Genomic DNA, 14,924 nt, shown 5'->3' with positions numbered 1-14,924 from the left:
ACAGTCCGTTCACTCAATCCGGCCTCCGGATCGCAGCGGGAGCCGACGGTGCGGAGGCCGTGCTCGACGTGGGGTGAACGGACCGTTCGTCCAAGGGGATTGGACGAACGGTCCGTTCACTCCGATCGCGGGTGGGGCTGGTGTGGGCTGGGTCTCCGGGTGGGCGGGGGCGGGGTGTGGGGCGTCCACAATGTGGTCGGAACTTTTCTGTTCCCAGTGGTGAGCCGGGTACGTTCGCATCGACCCGTGATCGGCGTGAGGAGTCGTCGTGCCTGGACAACGCACCGCCCAACCGGCCGCTGACCTGGCCAGGACAGTGGTGTTCGCGGCGTTCATCGCCGTGCTCGGACTGTTCCCCGGTCTGTTCATCGCGGGCGCCGCGGTACCGGTGGTGCTGCAGAACATGGGGCCGCTGCTGGCGGGCAGCATCCTCGGCGCCCGGCGCGCCGGCGCGTCGGTGCTGCTGTTCTTGGCCCTGGTGGCGATCGGCCTGCCGCTGCTGTCGGGCGGGCGCGGCGGCATCGCCCCGTTCGCGGGCCCGAGCGGCGGGTTCGTGCTGGGCTGGCTGCTGTCGGCGGTCGTGGTGGGGTTGATCGTCCAGCGCGGGCTGCCGCGCCCGGGTCTGCCGCTGCTGCTGGTGGCGAACTTCGCGGGCATCGCGGTGGACTACCTGGTGGGCATCCCGTACTGGGCGGCGTTCACGGGTGATCTCGGTGCCGCCGCGGTGCAGTCGCTGGTGTTCCTGCCGGGCGACACGGTGAAGCTGGTGCTGGTGTCGCTGGTGGCGGCGGCTGTGCACCGCGCGCTGCCGGTCGCGACGTCCCGCCCGGCCGGGAGCTGAATGATCCCGCCGATCCTGGGCACCGGCCCGCTCACGGCGGGGGTGTCGTCGCCGGGGACCGCGCTCACCGGCGCGGAGCTGCTGCGCCGCGCGCACGGCGCCGCGCGGCGGCTGGACGGGGTGGCGCGGATCGCGGTGGACGAGCCGAATCCGGTGCACCGCCTGTGCTGGCTGCTGGGCGCGGACTTGGCGGGCGCGGCGACGCTGGTCGTGGGCCCGGAGTGGTCGCGTCCGGAGTCGGTGCTGGCCGACGCGAGTCCCGGTGCGGTCGTGTCGGGCGCTCCTGCGGAGGCGGAGCCCGTCGCGGCGCGCGGTGATGAGCGCACGCAGTTCTACCTGCCCACGACCTCCGGCAGCAGCGGCTCGCCGAAGGTGCTGGTCCGCACCCGCGCGTCGTGGCTGGCGAGCTTCGCGGCGCTGGACGTGGCGCTGCGCCGCGACGACGTGGTGCTGGTGCCCGGACCGCTGAGCTCCTCGTTGTTCCTGTTCGGGGCGCTGCACTCCCTGCACCAGGACCGCGAGGTGCGGCTGCTGCCGAAGTGGTCGGCGACCGCCGCCGCCGAGCAGTGCCGGGACGCCACCGTGGTTCACCTGGTTCCGGCGATGCTCGCCGCGCTGCTGTCGGTGTGGGAGCGCCGCCCGGAGCTGCGCGCGGCATGCGCGCTGCGGTTGATCGTCTGCGGCGGCGCCGGGGTGGACGGCGTGCTGGAGCAGCGGCTGCGGCGGCTGCTGCCGGGCTGCGAGCTGCTGGAGTACTACGGCTCCGCGGAGCATTCGCTGATCGCCGCGCGCCGCGGTGCGCCGCGGTTGCGCCCGCTGGTGGACGTCGACGTCCGGGACGCGGCGGGGAATTCGCTGCCCGCGGAGACCGGCGGCGTGCTGTGGGTCCGCTCGGAGCTGACCTTCGTCGGCCACCTGCGCCGCGGCGTGCTCGACGCGGCGGAACCGGGCTGGTCCAGCGTCGGCGACCGCGCGGTGCGCCACGAGGACGGCACGGTGAGCGTGCTGGGCCGGACCGGTTCCACGATCAGCACCGGCGGCTCCCTCGTCGTCGCCGAAGAGGTCGAGTCGGCGCTGCGCGCCTGCGGCGGCGTGCGGGACGTGGTGGTGGCGGGCACGCCGCACCGGCGGCTCGGCGCGCTGGTCACGGCCGTGCTGGAGGTTGACCCGCTCGCCGCGCCGACGCGCGCCGAGCTGCGCGCCGGGACGCGCCACCTGGAACCCGCGAAGCGGCCGAGGCGCTGGCTCGCGATGTCCGCCCTGCCCCGCACCGGCTCCGGCAAACCGGCGCGCGCCGACATCGCCGAGGCGCTGCGCGAGAGCGCTCTCGACGCGGAGGAGCTGCGGTGAACGATCGCGACCCGGTGGTGATCGCCGCTCGGCGCAGCCCCATCGGCGAGGTGGGCGGCGTGCTGCGGAACCTGACCGCGGAACGGCTCGCCGCGCCCGTGCTCACCGCCGCCCTGCACGATGCGGGCTTGGAGTCGGTGGACGACGTGCTGCTCGGCAACGTGATGGGGCCGGGCGGCAATCCGGCGCGGGTGGCGGCGTTGCGCGCCGGGTTCGGGGTCGGCGTCCCCGGCATGACGGTGGACCGGCAGTGCGCCAGCGGCCTCAGCTCGATCCTCACGGCCGCCGCGATGCTGCGCGGCGGCGCCGGTGAGCACTACCTGGCGGGCGGGGTGGAGAGCGCGTCGACCGCGCCGTGGCGGGCGCACCGGCCGCGGTCCGCTGGGGAACCGCCGCGGTTCTACTCGCGCGCCCCGTTCGCGCCCGCCGATCTCGGCGATCCGGACATGGGTCCGGCGGCGGACGTGGTCGCGGCCGAGGCCGGGATCTCCCGCGAGCGGCAGGACGAGTTCGCGGCGCGCAGCCACGCCCGCGCGGTCGCCGCGCAGGACGCGGGCCGGTTCGACGCGGAACTGGTCGACGTGGGCGGTGGGCGCGACGAACGGCCCCGGCGCGGGTTCGTCCCGCAGCGGCTGGCGCGGTTCCGGCCCGCGTTCACCCCCGACGGCACCGCGACCGCCGCGAACTCCTGCGGCGTCAGCGACGGGGCCGCGGCCGTGCTGCTCACCACCGAGCGGGAACGCCGCCGCCTGGGCGTGCCGGGGCTGCGCCTGGTCGCCGAGCGCACGTCGGGCGTGGATCCGAACCGCCTCGGCCTGGGCGCGGTGCCCGCGCTGCGCCACGTGCTGCGGGATCGTCCGGTTCCGGAGCTCGTCGAGTTCACGGAGGCCTTCGCCGGGCAGGTGCTGGCCTGCGCGGACGCGGCAGGCATCGACGAGCGCGTCGTGAGCCCGGACGGCGGCGCCATCGCGCTCGGCCACCCCTGGGGAGCGTCGGGCGCGGTCCTGGTGGTGCGATTGTTCAGCCGCATGGTGCGCGAGAACGGGCCGCGCACCGGGGTGGCGGCCTTGTCCTCCGGCGGAGGGCTGGGCGTGGCGACGGTGTGGGAGCGAGTGGATTGATCGAGTTCGAGAACATCGCGCACGCCTACGGCGAGCACTCGGTGCTGGAGGGCGTCGATCTGCGGCTGGGCGAGAAGCGGGTGGCGTTCGTCGGAGCGAACGGCTCCGGCAAGTCCACGCTGGCCCGCATGATCAACGGCCTGGTGGCGCCGACGAGCGGCCGGGTGCTGGTCGACGGGCTCGACCCGGCGCGCGACGGGCGCGCGGTGCGCAAGCGCGTCGGTTTCGTGTTCACCAATCCGGACAGCCAGATCGTGATGCCGACCGCCGGTGAGGACGTGGCGTTCTCATTGCGCAGGCACGGCATCCCGAAAGTCGAGCGGGAACGCCGGGCCGCCGAGGTGCTGGCCCGGCACGGCCTCGCGGGCTACGCCGAGCACCCCGCGCACCAGCTCTCCGGCGGGCAGAAGCAGCTGCTGGCGCTGTGCTCGATGCTGGTGCTGGAACCGGACGTGCTGGTCTGCGACGAGCCGACGACGCTGCTGGACCTGCGCAACAAGCGCCACTTCATGGAGCTGCTGCGGGAGCTGCCGCAGCAGGTGGTGCTGGTGACCCACGACCTGCACCTGCTGGACGGTTTCGACCGGGTCGTGGTGCTCGACCAGGGGCGGATCGTCGCCGACGACGTCCCGGAGGCCGCGCTGTCGCACTACCGGGAGCTGATCGGGTGAGCCCCCTCGGCCTGTACGAACCCGGGTCCAGCCCGGTGCACCGGACGCCTGCCGGGGTGAAGTTCGTGCTGCTGCTCGGCTTCGCGGTGCTGATCTTCCTGCTCGGTTCGGCGCTGCCGCTGGCCGTGGTGGCGGCGGTCGTGGTCGCGGGCTACGCGCTCGCCCGGATCCCGCCGCGCCGGTGCTGGCAGGCCTCCCGGTTGCTGCTGCCGCTGCTCGCGGTGATCTTCCTGCTGCAGTGGTGGATGCTCGGTCCGGACCAGGCCGCGGTGGTGGCGCTGCGGCTGGTCGCCGCACTCGGCGCCGCCAACCTGTTCACCCTCACCACCCGGGTGGACGACCTGGTCACCGCGGTGGAGCGCGGGCTCGGGCCGCTGCGCCGGGTCGGCGTCCGCCCGGAGCGGGTGGGCCTGCTGGTGGGGCTGACGTTGCAGGCCGTCACGGCCCTGTCGAGCATCGCGACGGAGACCCGCGAGGCGCAGCGCGCCCGCAACGCCGAGCGATCGCTGTCGGCGTTCGCGGTCCCGTTCCTGGTCCGCACCTTGCGCCACTCCGACGAGCTGGGCGAGGCGCTCGCGGCCCGCGGCGTCGGCGACGACTGACGGACCACGCTCACTCCCCCGGTGCCGGAGGGCCGATGCCGAGCCGCTCGGCGTGCCGGGGGAGGAACGCCCGCACCTCGTCTGCGGACTTGTCCGGCAGTCCCCAGATCGCTTCGGTGACGCCGCAGCCCGCCCATTCCGCGAGCAGGTCCGGCGTCGGTTTGCGGGTCGCCAGCACGTGGATCTCCGGTGCACCGGTCCGCCCCGCCCCCGTCCACGCCGCGCGCAACCGCTCCGCGTTCGCGGCCACGTCGGTGTCGGCGGGCGTCGTGATCCAGCCGTCGGCGTGCGCGGCGATCCAGGCGAACGTCTTCGGTCCCGCGCCCGCGCCGATCAGGACGGGGATGCGCGCGGGCTTCGGGAACGCCCACGACGGTCCGAAGTGGACGAATTCGCCGGAGTAGGAGGCCTCTTCCTCGGTCCACAGCGCGCGCATCGCCTCGAGGTGCTCGCGCAGCGCGGCCCGCCGCCGGTGCGCGGGCACGTGGTGGTCGGCTAGCTCATCGGTGTTCCAGCCGAACCCCGCCCCGAGCACGACCCGCCCGCCGGAGAGCCAGTCCAGCGAGGCGATCGTCTTGGCGAGCGTGATCGGATCGGACTCGACCGGCAGCGCCACCGCCGTGGCCAGCCGGATCCGCGAGGTCAGCGCGGCCGCGGCGCTCAGGCTCACCCAGGGGTCCAAGGTGCGCAGGTAGCGGTCGTCGGGCAGGTCGGCGCCACCGGTACCGGGGTGCGCGGCCGTCCGCTTGATCGGGATGTGGGTGTGCTCGGGGACGTAGAACGTGTCGAAACCGGCCTGCTCGGCCGCCTGCGCGGCCGGTCCCGGCGTGATCCCGCGATCACTGGTGAACAGCACGATGCCGTGTCGCAAGGAATTTCCTCTCCGCGCCGGGGTTCGGCGGAGCCCGCGGCGGCGATGCGTGGACGGAGCCCGGATGGAGATCGACGCGCCTTGCTGCAGCTGCTTCAATGACCCTAGCAAGCGTTTGGCCGAGACCCAAGGACGCGGACTCCCCGCCGCACAGCCGAAAGCACCGCTTGCCACCGACGGACCTGCTCGGTCCGTCCAGGCCGAGGAGCAGGAGGACTCGCCATGCGCAGACCGCGGCAGCTCGATTCCCCGCTGGTGCCCAAGGTGATGCGGGTGATGTCGCAGGCGCACGTGCGCGCGTACCGCGCCACCGGCGGGCGCGTCGGCGGCCGGTGGCGCATCGGCAGCGCCTGGCGGCGCGGGGTGCCGACCTGCCTGCTGACCACGACCGGGCGCAAGAGCGGGCAGGACCGCACCACGCCGCTGCTGTACCTGCGCGACGGGCAGCGGGTGGTGCTCGTCGCCTCCCAGGGCGGCCTGCCCAAGCATCCCGCCTGGTACCACAACATCACCGCGAACCCCGAGGTCACGGTGCAAATCGGCAAGGACGTGCAGCGGCTGCGGGCACGGGTCGCCGAAGGACCGGAACGGGCCGAGCTGTGGGCGAAGCTCTTGGAGCTCTACGCCGATTTCGACTCGTACCAGTCCTGGACCGACCGCACGATCCCGGTCGTCGTCTGCGAACCCGCTCGCTGAACTGGGACTTTCGACCCTGGCCCGCCACCTCGTGCCGCGGGAGCATCGGCGTTGCCGGGATCACCCGGATGAGCCGCCCGAGAGCACTTGGCCTTGACGACTTCCAGGCCGCCAGACCTTCGCGACGAGATGTCGCAGACGCTCTCGGGCGGACTCATGCGCGGCCTCGGGCGTGAGCCCGCCCGCACCGAGCCCGAATGCCGCGTATCGGACGCGGCCGGGGCGCTATTTTGAAGGCATGACCGAGGTCGACCCGCTGTTTCCCGAGCGCGGCCCGCGGCTACCGCCCGGCCCCCGCACCGAAGGGGCGTGGGACCACCACCGCAGGAAGCTGCGCATCGGCGCGGTCCGCGCCGTCGCCGCGAACGGCTACGACGGCGCGAAGGTCGCCGACATCGTCCGCGAAGCGCAGGTCTCGCGGCGCACGTTCTACGAGCACTTCGCGGACAAGCAGGAGTGCTTCCTCGACGCCTACGAGGCCGCCACGTCGAAACTGGTCGACGCGATCAGCGAAGCCGTCCGCGACCAGCCCTACGGGCAGCACCGGATGCTCACCGGCATGGACGTCTACCTGCGCGTCGTCCTCGACGACCCGGAGCTGGCCCGGGTGCTGCTCGTCGAGATCGTCCGCGTCGGGCAGGAAGGGATGCGGCGCCGCCGGGACGCGTACCGGCAGTGGGCCGAAATGCTCGCCCGCAACTCCGCGGACGCCGAGTTCACCGCCGCGCAATGGCAGTCGCTGCTGGCCTCGGTCAACGAACGAGTGCTGGTCGCCATCGAGGACGAAGCGCTGGGCGACCTGCCCGAACTCCGCAGGCAGATCCTCGACCTCCTCGACGCCGTCCTGAACGCGCGCCGCGCGAGCAGCCCGCACCCCACGGCCTGAACGCCGCCGCTCAGGCCGTTGCGGACGGCCGCGGCCACTGGGCGAGGACGGTGACCGTGCCGGGATCGATCTCGGTGAAACCCGCGTCACGGACCGCCGCGACACCGTGGCGGCGCCACGCGGTCTCCGCGTCCTCGCCCGGCAGCAACCGCCGCCAAGTCGCCCCGTCGGCCACCCGGACCGAGCACGGCAGCCCCGCCGCCGACCACCGCGCCACCTCGTCATCGCGGTGCTCGCCGTGCAGCAACGCAGCCAGGAACATCGTGGCGTGACCGACCTGGGCAGCGGACTTCCCCGCGCTCATCGCCACGTCCGGGTTCAACCACAGCACCGGCTCCCCCACCGCGGGCGGGCCGGGCTCGTCCGCGTCGAGCTCGCTGCCGGAGATCTGCAGCCGCGTCAGCTCCTTCGGCATGTCCGCGACCCGCGACGGCAGGAACGCCCGCACCTCGGCTCCGTCCACCTCCACCGTGCGCCCCGGCAACTCCTGCACCGCCGCCCAGTGCGCGCCCCGCGCCCGCCGCGACACCTTGCGGATGCGGCCCGAGATCCAGTGGTGCACCGGCTCGTGCCACTCACCGCCGGGCTTGGCCCGCTCGTCCAGGCACACCGCGAGCGCCGCCGACGCCGCGGCCTCCAGCAGCGCGGTGCGGCGCGGCGGCTCGGCGCGCTCGATTCGCAGCACCATCGGCATCAGCACGACCTGCTCCGGATCCTCGTCGGAGGTGTCCGCGGTCAGCTCCGTCGGCATCGCCAGCCAGGACGCGTAGCGGGTCAGCAAGGGATTCAGCACAGCGGCATCGAACACACCCCGATTATCCCCACCCCGGACCGCGCCCACCCCACCCCGACCACAGGGGATCGCTCACACCCGACCGGAGTGAACGGACCGTTCGACCAACGCGACTGGGCAAACGGTCCGTTCACTCACAAAGCTCACCACCCGCTCGCCCCGCAACACACCGATCGCCCGAGCCGTCAGCAGGGCTCCGAACCGAGTGAACGGACCGTTCGACCAACGTGACTGGACAAACGGTCCGTTCACTCGAAAACCTCGCCACCCGCATCTGGGCTCACCCGGGGGCCGCCAGCGGGGCTCCGATCTGAGTGAACGGACCGTTCGTCCAACGGGATTGGACGAACGGTCCGTTCACTCCGCGAAGTCCCGCCCACCCGGGCGCCGTCCACCGCCTTCGGACGGGTTCAGGCGTGCCGGGGCGTGGAACCGATGCGTCCGAACGGCGACGGAGCTTCACCCCGTCGACGGTCACCGAGCGGAGCCTGATCGCCCCATGCTGGGTTCGCGTCATCCACGACGTGCGAGGACGACACCGCGGAGCCGATCGATGGACCCTTCCACCTGCCCCTACCCGCTCGACCCCACCGGGAGCGACCTGCACGCCGAGGCGGCCCGCCTCAGCCGGCGAGGTCCGGCGACGCGCGTGGTGCTACCCGGCGAGGTGGAGGCGTGGCTGGTCACCGACCCGGTCGTGCTGCGGTCCCTGTTCGCCGACCCCCGCGTGTCCAAGGATCCGCACCGGCACTGGCCCGCGTACCGCGAGCTGCCGCCGGACTGGCCGCTGCACACCTGGGTCTCGATGCGGAACATGTTCAACTCGCACGGCGCCGAGCACCGCAGGCTCCGAGCTCTCATCGCACCCGCGTTCACCGCCCGCCGCATCCGCGAGCTGCAGCCGCACGTCGAACGGATCACCACCGAACTGCTCGACGACGTGGCCGCCGCCGCGCCGGGTGTGGCCGTGGACCTGCGCGAGCGCTTCGCGAACCCGTTGCCGGTCGCGGTGATCAGCTCACTGCTCGGCATCACCGACCGCTCGGCCCTCGACGAGATGCGCCGCCTGGTGGAGTCCTTCTTCAGCACGACGACCACCCCGGAGCAGATGGTGTCCGGGATGGAGACCCTGTACCGGTTGTTCGGCGACCACGTCGCCGCCCGCCGCCGGACCCCGGGCGACGACCTGACCAGCGACCTGCTGGCGATGCGGGACGAGGATGGGACTCGCCTGTCGGACGGCGAGCTGACCGACACCTTGATGCTGATGTTCTCGGCGGGCCACGAGACGACGGTGAACCTGCTCGGGCACGCCATCGCGCAGCTGCTCACCGAGCCCCGGCACCTGGCCGCGGTCCGAGCGGGCGACCTGAGCTGGGACGCGGTCGTCGAGGAGACGTTGCGCTGGCAGCCGCCGCTCGCGAACCTGCCGCTGCGCTTCGCCGTCGAGGAGATCGCACTGCCCGGCGGCGACGCGATCCGGGCGGGCGAGGCGATCGTGGCCGGGCTGCTGGCGGCGAACCGGCACGCCGCGCACTACCCCGACGGGGAGCTGTTCGATCCGGCCCGTTCCGATTCGGCGCACCTCAGCTTCGGCCACGGGGTGCACTTCTGCGTCGGCTCCCAGCTGGCCCGGCTGGAAGCCCGCATCGGGTTGTCCGCGCTGTTCGACCGCTTCCCGGACCTGACCCCGGCGTTCACCGAACTGGAGCAACGCCCGTCGTTCATCTCCAACGGCCACGTCGACCTGCCCGCGATCCCGAACCCGACGACGACCTGACGCACCGGAGTGAACGGACCGTCTGCCCAACCAGATTGGACAAGCGGTCCGTTCACTCCAGGAACCGTCACGCCCCGGTACCAGTGCTGCTCGCACACGGGGCTCGGCAGGACACCTGACACGGGGTGAACGGACCGTCTGCCCAACGAGATTGGACGGACGGTCCGTTCACTCCGAGAAACCGCCGTGCCGTTGCGCGGTGCGGCACGCAGGAGGGCTGCCCGAGCAGGACACCTGGCATGAGTGAACGGACCGTTCGTCCAACGAGATTGGACGGACGGTCCGTTCACTCCGAAACCTGCCCCGCGGCTAGGACTCCGCGGCCGTCTTCAGGCGGTGGAGGGTCTGCTCCATGCCGGTGCGGAAGTTCTCGGCGAACTTCTCGCGGCCGCCGACGAGCTTGTACAGCGGCGCCAGCATCCCGTGCTTCGTCCGCGACGTGTCCCGCTGCTCGGTCACCAGCGTGCCGGTGCCGTCCTCGGTGAGCAGGTAGCGCCACACCGTGTTGTGCAGCGTGGTGCGGAAGGTGAATTCCCGCCCGCGCTCGGCCCGCTCCACGACGTTCGGCGTGGGGATGCCGGGCTTGTTGAACCCGATGAACCGCGCCCCCGCCACCGGTTCGCGGACGCGTCCGCGCCACGTGCAGCGGGCCAGGTTCGGGCTCCACTCCGGCATCCGGGTGATGTCGGAGAGCAGGTCCCAGACCTGTTCCGGCGTCGCTTCGATGCGCAGCGACACCTCGTCCAGTTCGGTCCCGGTCATGCTCGCGCCCCTTGCCCTGTCGTGATCGATGTGCCCGCCTGGAGAACGAGCGCGGGTGGGGCCACGTTGCGCGTCACGCTTCGAGCGGAACCCGCCGCACCACGCCGTCCTCGGCGTCGGCGAGCTCCACTTCGGCGCGCGTCACGCCCAGCACGAACAGGATCGCGTCCAGGAACGGGTGCGAGAGCGCGGTGTCGGCGACCTCGCGCAGCGCGGGTTTCGCGTTGAACGCGATGCCGAGCCCGGCCGCGGAGAGCATGTCGATGTCGTTCGCGCCGTCGCCCACGGCGACGCACTGCCCGGAGGGCACCCCGAACTCCTCGGCGAACCGCCGCAGCGCGTGCGCCTTGCCGGGGCGGTCGACGATCTCGCCGATGACCCGGCCGGTGAGCTTGCCGTCGACGATCTCCAGCTCGTTGGCCGCGCTGAAGTCGAGTCCGAGCTCGGCCACCAGGTGGTCGATGATCTGCGTGAAGCCGCCGGAGACGACGCCGGTGTGGAACCCGAGCCTGCGCAGCGTGCGCACCGTGGTGCGGGCGCCGGGGGTGAGTTCCAGGTCGGCCGCCACCTCGTCGAGCACCGTCGCGGGCAGGCCTTCGAGGACCGCGACCCGCTCGCGCAGCGACTCGGCGAAGTCCAGTTCGCCGCGCATGGCGCGTTCGGTGACCTCGCGGACGGCGTCCTCGCAGCCGGCCTTCGCGGCGAGCATCTCGATGACCTCGCCCTGGATGAGCGTGGAGTCCACGTCGAAGACGACCAGCCGCTTCGCCCGCCTGGTCAGGCCGGCGCGTTCGACGGCCACGTCCACGCCGAGCCCGGCGGAGAGCTCGCCCATCTCCGAGGTCAGCGCCGCGCCCATCTCCTCGGTGGAGTCGGGGGCGGTGACCTGCAGTTCCAGTCCCGTCACCGGGTAGTCGGCGACGCGGCGGATGGAGTCGATGTTGACGTTCATCGCGGCCAGCCTGCGCGCGACCTCGGTGAAGCTGCGCGCCGAGACCGGGTGTCCCAGCACGACGACCACGTGGGTGGGCGCCAGCTTCGCCGGGTCGCCGTCGGGAGCGCCGATCAGCACGTCCACGGCCATGCCGACGGTCGCCATCGCCTGCTCCACGGCTTCCTGCAGGTGTTCCGGGTCCCGGTCGGTCGACACGAGCACACCGAGCACCAGCCGGTCGTGGATCACGACCTGTTCGACGTCGACGATGTCCACCCCGTGCGCGGTGAGGGCGGCGAACAGCACGGAGGTGACTCCCGGCTTGTCCTGTCCGGTCACGGTGATCAGCACGGTGGTGGGATTCGGCGTGCTCACGGCTGCGGGCACTCCTTTCCGGTCGGGAACACGAGAAACCCCGGCAGACCGGGGTCTGCCGGGGCTCGTCGTTCAGAGCCGACTCACCTTGGCACAGCCGTGCGGTGCGGCACTAGCGCGCACATCACGTTGCGCTCGCGGTGAGCGGTTACTTCTCGGTGGCGTCGCGGTCCCCGCCTTGCTCGGGCGGGACCACGGCCTGCGCCGCCTTCTCCGAGGGAGCGGCGTGCGCGAGCGGCTTGCCGGTGAGGCCGACGTGGGCTTCGAGGCGCATCCGGTCCGCGACGTGCGGATAGTGCAGTTCGAAGGCCGGGCGCTCGGAGCGGATCCGGGGCAGCTCGGTGAAGTTGTGCCGCGGCGGCGGGCAGGACGTGGCCCACTCCAGGGAGTTGCCGTAGCCCCACGGGTCGTCGACGTTCACGATCTCGCCGTAGCGGTAGCTCTTGAACACGTTCCACAGGAACGGCAGCATCGACGCGCCGAGGATGAACGCGCCCACGGTGGACAGCGTGTTCAGCGCGGTGAAGCCGTCGGATTCCAGGTAGTCGGCGTACCGGCGGACCATGCCCTCGTTGCCCAGCCAGTGCTGCACCAGGAACGTGGTGTGGAAGCCGATGAACGTCAACCAGAAGTGGATCTTCCCGAGCCGCTCGTCCATCATCCGGCCCGTCATCTTCGGGAACCAGAAGTAGATGCCGGCGAAGGTCGCGAACACGATCGTGCCGTAGAGCACGTAGTGGAAGTGCGCGACCACGAAGTACGTGTCGGAGACGTGGAAGTCGATCGGCGGGGCGGCCAGCAGGACGCCGGTCAGACCGCCGAACAGGAACGTCGCCAGGAACCCGACGCTGAACAGCATCGGCGTCTCGAACGTCAGCTGGCCGCGCCACATGGTGCCGATCCAGTTGAAGAACTTCATGCCCGTCGGGATGGCGATGAGGAACGTGGTGAACGAGAAGAACGGCAGCAGCACCGCGCCGGTCGCGTACATGTGGTGCGCCCACACGACGACCGACAGGGCCGCGATGCCCAGCGTCGCGTACACCAGGCCGGTGTAGCCGAACAGCGGCTTGCGGCTGAACACCGGGAAGATCTCCGAGACGATGCCGAAGAACGGCAGCGCGACGATGTAGACCTCGGGGTGTCCGAAGAACCAGAACAGGTGCTGCCAGAGGATCACGCCGCCGTTGGCGGGGTCGAACACGTGGGCACCGAGCTGCCGGTCCGCCAGCAGACCCATCAGGGCCGCGGTGAGGATCGGGAAGGCCATCAGGATCAGCACGCTCGTCACCAGGATGTTCCAGGTGAAGATCGGCATCCGCCACATGGTCATGCCCGGTGCGCGCAGGCAGACCACGGTGGTGATCATGTTGACCGCACCGAGGATCGTGCCCAGACCGGAGACGGCCAGGCCGGCGACCCAGAAGTCCGCGCCGTGGCCCGGCGAGTGCAGGGCGTCCGAGAGCGGGGTGTAGGCGAACCAGCCGAAGTCCGCGGCACCGCCCGGCAGCAGGAACCCGCTGACGACCACGAGCCCACCGAACAGGTAGAGCCAGTAGCCGAACGCGTTCAGGCGCGGGAACGCGACGTCCGGCGAACCGATCTGCAGCGGCAGGATGTAGTTCGCGAAGCCGAACAAGATCGGCGTCGCGTACAGCAGCAGCATGATCGTGCCGTGCATCGTGAACAGCTGGTTGTACTGCTCCTGGGACAAGAACTGCATCCCGGGAACGGCCAGCTCCCCGCGGATCAGCATCGCCATCAACCCGCCCACGATGAAGAAGGCGATCGAGGTGACGAGGTAGAGGATGCCGATCTGCTTGTGGTCGGTGGTGCGGAACATCCGCGCCAGGAACGACCCCTTGACCGTTTGGCGCGCCGGATAGGGGCGCGTGGCTATCGGCTGTGGCGCGACGGCCGTCACGGTGCCTCCTGCACTGTTCCTCGTGATTGCGCGGGCCCGCGAACGGGACCGCCCGACCCGGTCGGGTCGGCGCGTCGGCTGCGACGCGCCCAGGTACCAGGTGGCCTGCGCCCGGCACGATCGCTGCCGTCTGCGGATAGTAGTCCGACCGCCGCACGTGCCTGCGGCCGGGCCGTAGCCACCCTAGTCATCGACTCGCGCAAGGTCATCCGTGGTGAGAGCGAGGCGACACCTCGCGTCGGCCACCGGCGCGGCGCACCCTGGCGGGTGAGCGCTTCTCGATCGTTAGCCTGGAGCGCGACAGCCCCGGTCGGCGATGCCTGCGGGCCCGGCCGGACCCGACCACCACCCTGGGAGAGGGCGGCACGTGCAGCGAGCCTCGTTCCACCGGCACCGGCCAACGCGGACCGCACCGCCCGGCCGCGCGTGGTCGCCGAGCCGATACGCGCCCGGCGGCCCGACGACCGCCGGACCAGGCGTTTCCCCCGCCCGGGGCCGGGCGCGAGCGCCGCGGCTACTGGTCGGCGCGGCGCTGGCCTGCGGGCTGGCGCTCACCGGCTGCGGCCCCGCGGAGCAGCCCGCCCCGCCACCGGCCGCGGACTCCTCGGAGCCGCCCGGCGCGGACGCGCCGGAGACCGAGGAGCAGGAGGACGCGGCGCACACGAGCACCGATCAGGAGTTCGCCCGGCAGCTGCTGGCGCACCACCAGCAGCTGCTGGAGCTGACCGAGCTGGCGGCCGACTCCGGCGATCCCGAGGTCGCCGCCTACGCGGCGGGGATCCAGCGGGACCGGCAGGCCCAGGCCGACGAGCTGACCCGCTGGCTCACCGACACCGAGGACGTTCCGTCCGGCAGCGCGCCCGAGGATCTCGTCGCCGGGGAGTCCCGGGTGCCGGGGATGCCGAGCGCGGAGCTGGTGGACCGGCTGCGGCAGGCCCGCGGCCCGGAGTTCACGGGGCCGTTCAAGGAGGCCATGGCCGGTCTCTACGACGGCGGGGAGCAATTGGCCCAGGCGGAGTTGGAGGAGGGTTCGGCGACCCAGATGCGCTCGCTGGCGGAGCGGATCCTGGACGGCCGCGACGTCGAGCGAGCCGACCTCACCGCCCTCTGAACCGCTCTGAACCTGGTCCGTCCCGTCGCGATCTCGCGAGAACCCGGAGCGCCGCACGAGTCCGGCCAGCAGCGGCATCGACGCAGGTGAGGCTGCGCAGGGGACGTGGCCGGGGGCGTTCGATCTCTCGCGAAATCGCGGGAGTCGTCCACAGGTTCGGCGTTCATCCACAGGCTGAGCGGAGTCCGCGCGCCTGGACCTACCGAA

Annotated in this window: 14 protein-coding genes; 9 read left to right on the top strand and 5 right to left on the bottom strand. The window is 72.1% G+C overall.

Annotated features, from left to right (window positions below):
* Positions 1–268 precede the first annotated feature (268 nt).
* Genes BJ969_RS03475 through BJ969_RS03455 form a run of 5 tightly spaced genes read left to right on the top strand, consistent with a single transcriptional unit; the run spans position 269 to position 4,585 of the window.
* Positions 269–841, top strand: coding sequence for a biotin transporter BioY (locus tag BJ969_RS03475; protein ID WP_184477235.1), 573 nt, complete (start codon positions 269–271; stop codon positions 839–841).
* Positions 842–2,191: a class I adenylate-forming enzyme family protein gene (locus tag BJ969_RS03470; RefSeq protein WP_184477233.1), complete on the top strand. Its 1,350-nt coding sequence runs from the start codon at positions 842–844 to the stop codon at positions 2,189–2,191.
* On the top strand, positions 2,188–3,312 hold the full coding sequence (locus BJ969_RS03465) for a thiolase family protein (RefSeq protein ID WP_343071198.1): 1,125 nt from the start codon (positions 2,188–2,190) through the stop codon (positions 3,310–3,312). The genes BJ969_RS03470 and BJ969_RS03465 overlap by 4 nt, the downstream gene beginning before the upstream one ends.
* Positions 3,309–3,983, top strand: coding sequence for an energy-coupling factor ABC transporter ATP-binding protein (locus tag BJ969_RS03460; RefSeq protein WP_184477231.1), 675 nt, complete (start codon positions 3,309–3,311; stop codon positions 3,981–3,983). The genes BJ969_RS03465 and BJ969_RS03460 overlap by 4 nt, the downstream gene beginning before the upstream one ends.
* Positions 3,980–4,585, top strand: a complete 606-nt coding sequence (locus BJ969_RS03455) for a CbiQ family ECF transporter T component (RefSeq protein WP_184477229.1) — start codon at positions 3,980–3,982, stop codon at positions 4,583–4,585. Before BJ969_RS03460 ends, BJ969_RS03455 begins: the two co-directional genes overlap by 4 nt.
* Positions 4,586–4,595: 10 nt before the next feature.
* Here the strand turns inward: BJ969_RS03455 and BJ969_RS03450 are convergent, their stop codons facing one another.
* Entirely contained in the window at positions 4,596–5,456 is an 861-nt protein-coding gene (locus BJ969_RS03450) for an LLM class F420-dependent oxidoreductase (RefSeq protein WP_184477228.1), read from the bottom strand.
* 222 nt (positions 5,457–5,678) lie between these two features.
* Here BJ969_RS03450 and BJ969_RS03445 point away from each other — a divergent pair, with 222 nt between their 5' ends.
* On the top strand, positions 5,679–6,152 hold the full coding sequence (locus BJ969_RS03445) for a nitroreductase family deazaflavin-dependent oxidoreductase (RefSeq protein WP_184477226.1): 474 nt from the start codon (positions 5,679–5,681) through the stop codon (positions 6,150–6,152).
* 238 nt (positions 6,153–6,390) lie between these two features.
* A complete protein-coding gene (locus tag BJ969_RS03440; RefSeq protein WP_184477224.1) occupies positions 6,391–7,038 on the top strand; it encodes a TetR/AcrR family transcriptional regulator in 648 nt (215 codons plus the stop codon).
* 10 nt (positions 7,039–7,048) lie between these two features.
* Here BJ969_RS03440 and BJ969_RS03435 read toward each other — a convergent pair whose 3' ends face one another.
* A complete protein-coding gene (locus BJ969_RS03435; RefSeq protein WP_184484732.1) occupies positions 7,049–7,789 on the bottom strand; it encodes an aminoacyl-tRNA hydrolase in 741 nt (246 codons plus the stop codon).
* 595 nt (positions 7,790–8,384) lie between these two features.
* Here BJ969_RS03435 and BJ969_RS03430 point away from each other — a divergent pair.
* A complete protein-coding gene (locus BJ969_RS03430; RefSeq protein WP_184477222.1) occupies positions 8,385–9,611 on the top strand; it encodes a cytochrome P450 family protein in 1,227 nt (408 codons plus the stop codon).
* Between the two features lie 309 nt (positions 9,612–9,920).
* Here the strand turns inward: BJ969_RS03430 and BJ969_RS03425 are convergent, their stop codons facing one another.
* The 3 genes from BJ969_RS03425 to ctaD form a co-directional block, all read right to left on the bottom strand.
* Positions 9,921–10,373 (bottom strand): SRPBCC family protein, encoded by a 453-nt coding sequence (locus tag BJ969_RS03425; RefSeq protein WP_184477220.1) that lies wholly within the window; start codon positions 10,371–10,373, stop codon positions 9,921–9,923.
* A 73-nt stretch (positions 10,374–10,446) separates the two neighbouring features.
* Complete coding sequence (gene serB, locus BJ969_RS03420; RefSeq protein ID WP_184477218.1) at positions 10,447–11,682, bottom strand: phosphoserine phosphatase SerB; 1,236 nt, start codon at positions 11,680–11,682, stop codon at positions 10,447–10,449.
* Positions 11,683–11,830: 148 nt separating this feature from the next.
* Complete coding sequence (gene ctaD / locus BJ969_RS03415) at positions 11,831–13,606, bottom strand: aa3-type cytochrome oxidase subunit I (protein WP_184477215.1); 1,776 nt, start codon at positions 13,604–13,606, stop codon at positions 11,831–11,833.
* A 367-nt stretch (positions 13,607–13,973) separates the two neighbouring features.
* Between ctaD and BJ969_RS03410 the strand changes: the two genes are divergently transcribed.
* A complete protein-coding gene (locus BJ969_RS03410; protein ID WP_184477213.1) occupies positions 13,974–14,717 on the top strand; it encodes a DUF305 domain-containing protein in 744 nt (247 codons plus the stop codon).
* Positions 14,718–14,924 lie beyond the last annotated feature (207 nt).

It is taken from the genome of Saccharopolyspora gloriosae (assembly GCF_014203325.1).
GTDB lineage: Bacteria > Actinomycetota > Actinomycetes > Mycobacteriales > Pseudonocardiaceae > Saccharopolyspora_C > Saccharopolyspora_C gloriosae.
This window is presented reverse-complemented; position numbering and strand designations above follow the sequence as displayed.

Coding starts and splice junctions, on each gene's coding strand:
- BJ969_RS03470 (WP_184477233.1), top strand. CDS start 842: ATGATCCCGCCGATCCTGGGCACCGGCCCGCTCACGGCGGGGGTGTCG.
- BJ969_RS03445 (WP_184477226.1), top strand. CDS start 5,679: ATGCGCAGACCGCGGCAGCTCGATTCCCCGCTGGTGCCCAAGGTGATG.
- BJ969_RS03440 (WP_184477224.1), top strand. CDS start 6,391: ATGACCGAGGTCGACCCGCTGTTTCCCGAGCGCGGCCCGCGGCTACCG.
- BJ969_RS03435 (WP_184484732.1), bottom strand. CDS start 7,789: ATGCCGACGGAGCTGACCGCGGACACCTCCGACGAGGATCCGGAGCAG.
- BJ969_RS03430 (WP_184477222.1), top strand. CDS start 8,385: ATGGACCCTTCCACCTGCCCCTACCCGCTCGACCCCACCGGGAGCGAC.
- BJ969_RS03425 (WP_184477220.1), bottom strand. CDS start 10,373: ATGACCGGGACCGAACTGGACGAGGTGTCGCTGCGCATCGAAGCGACG.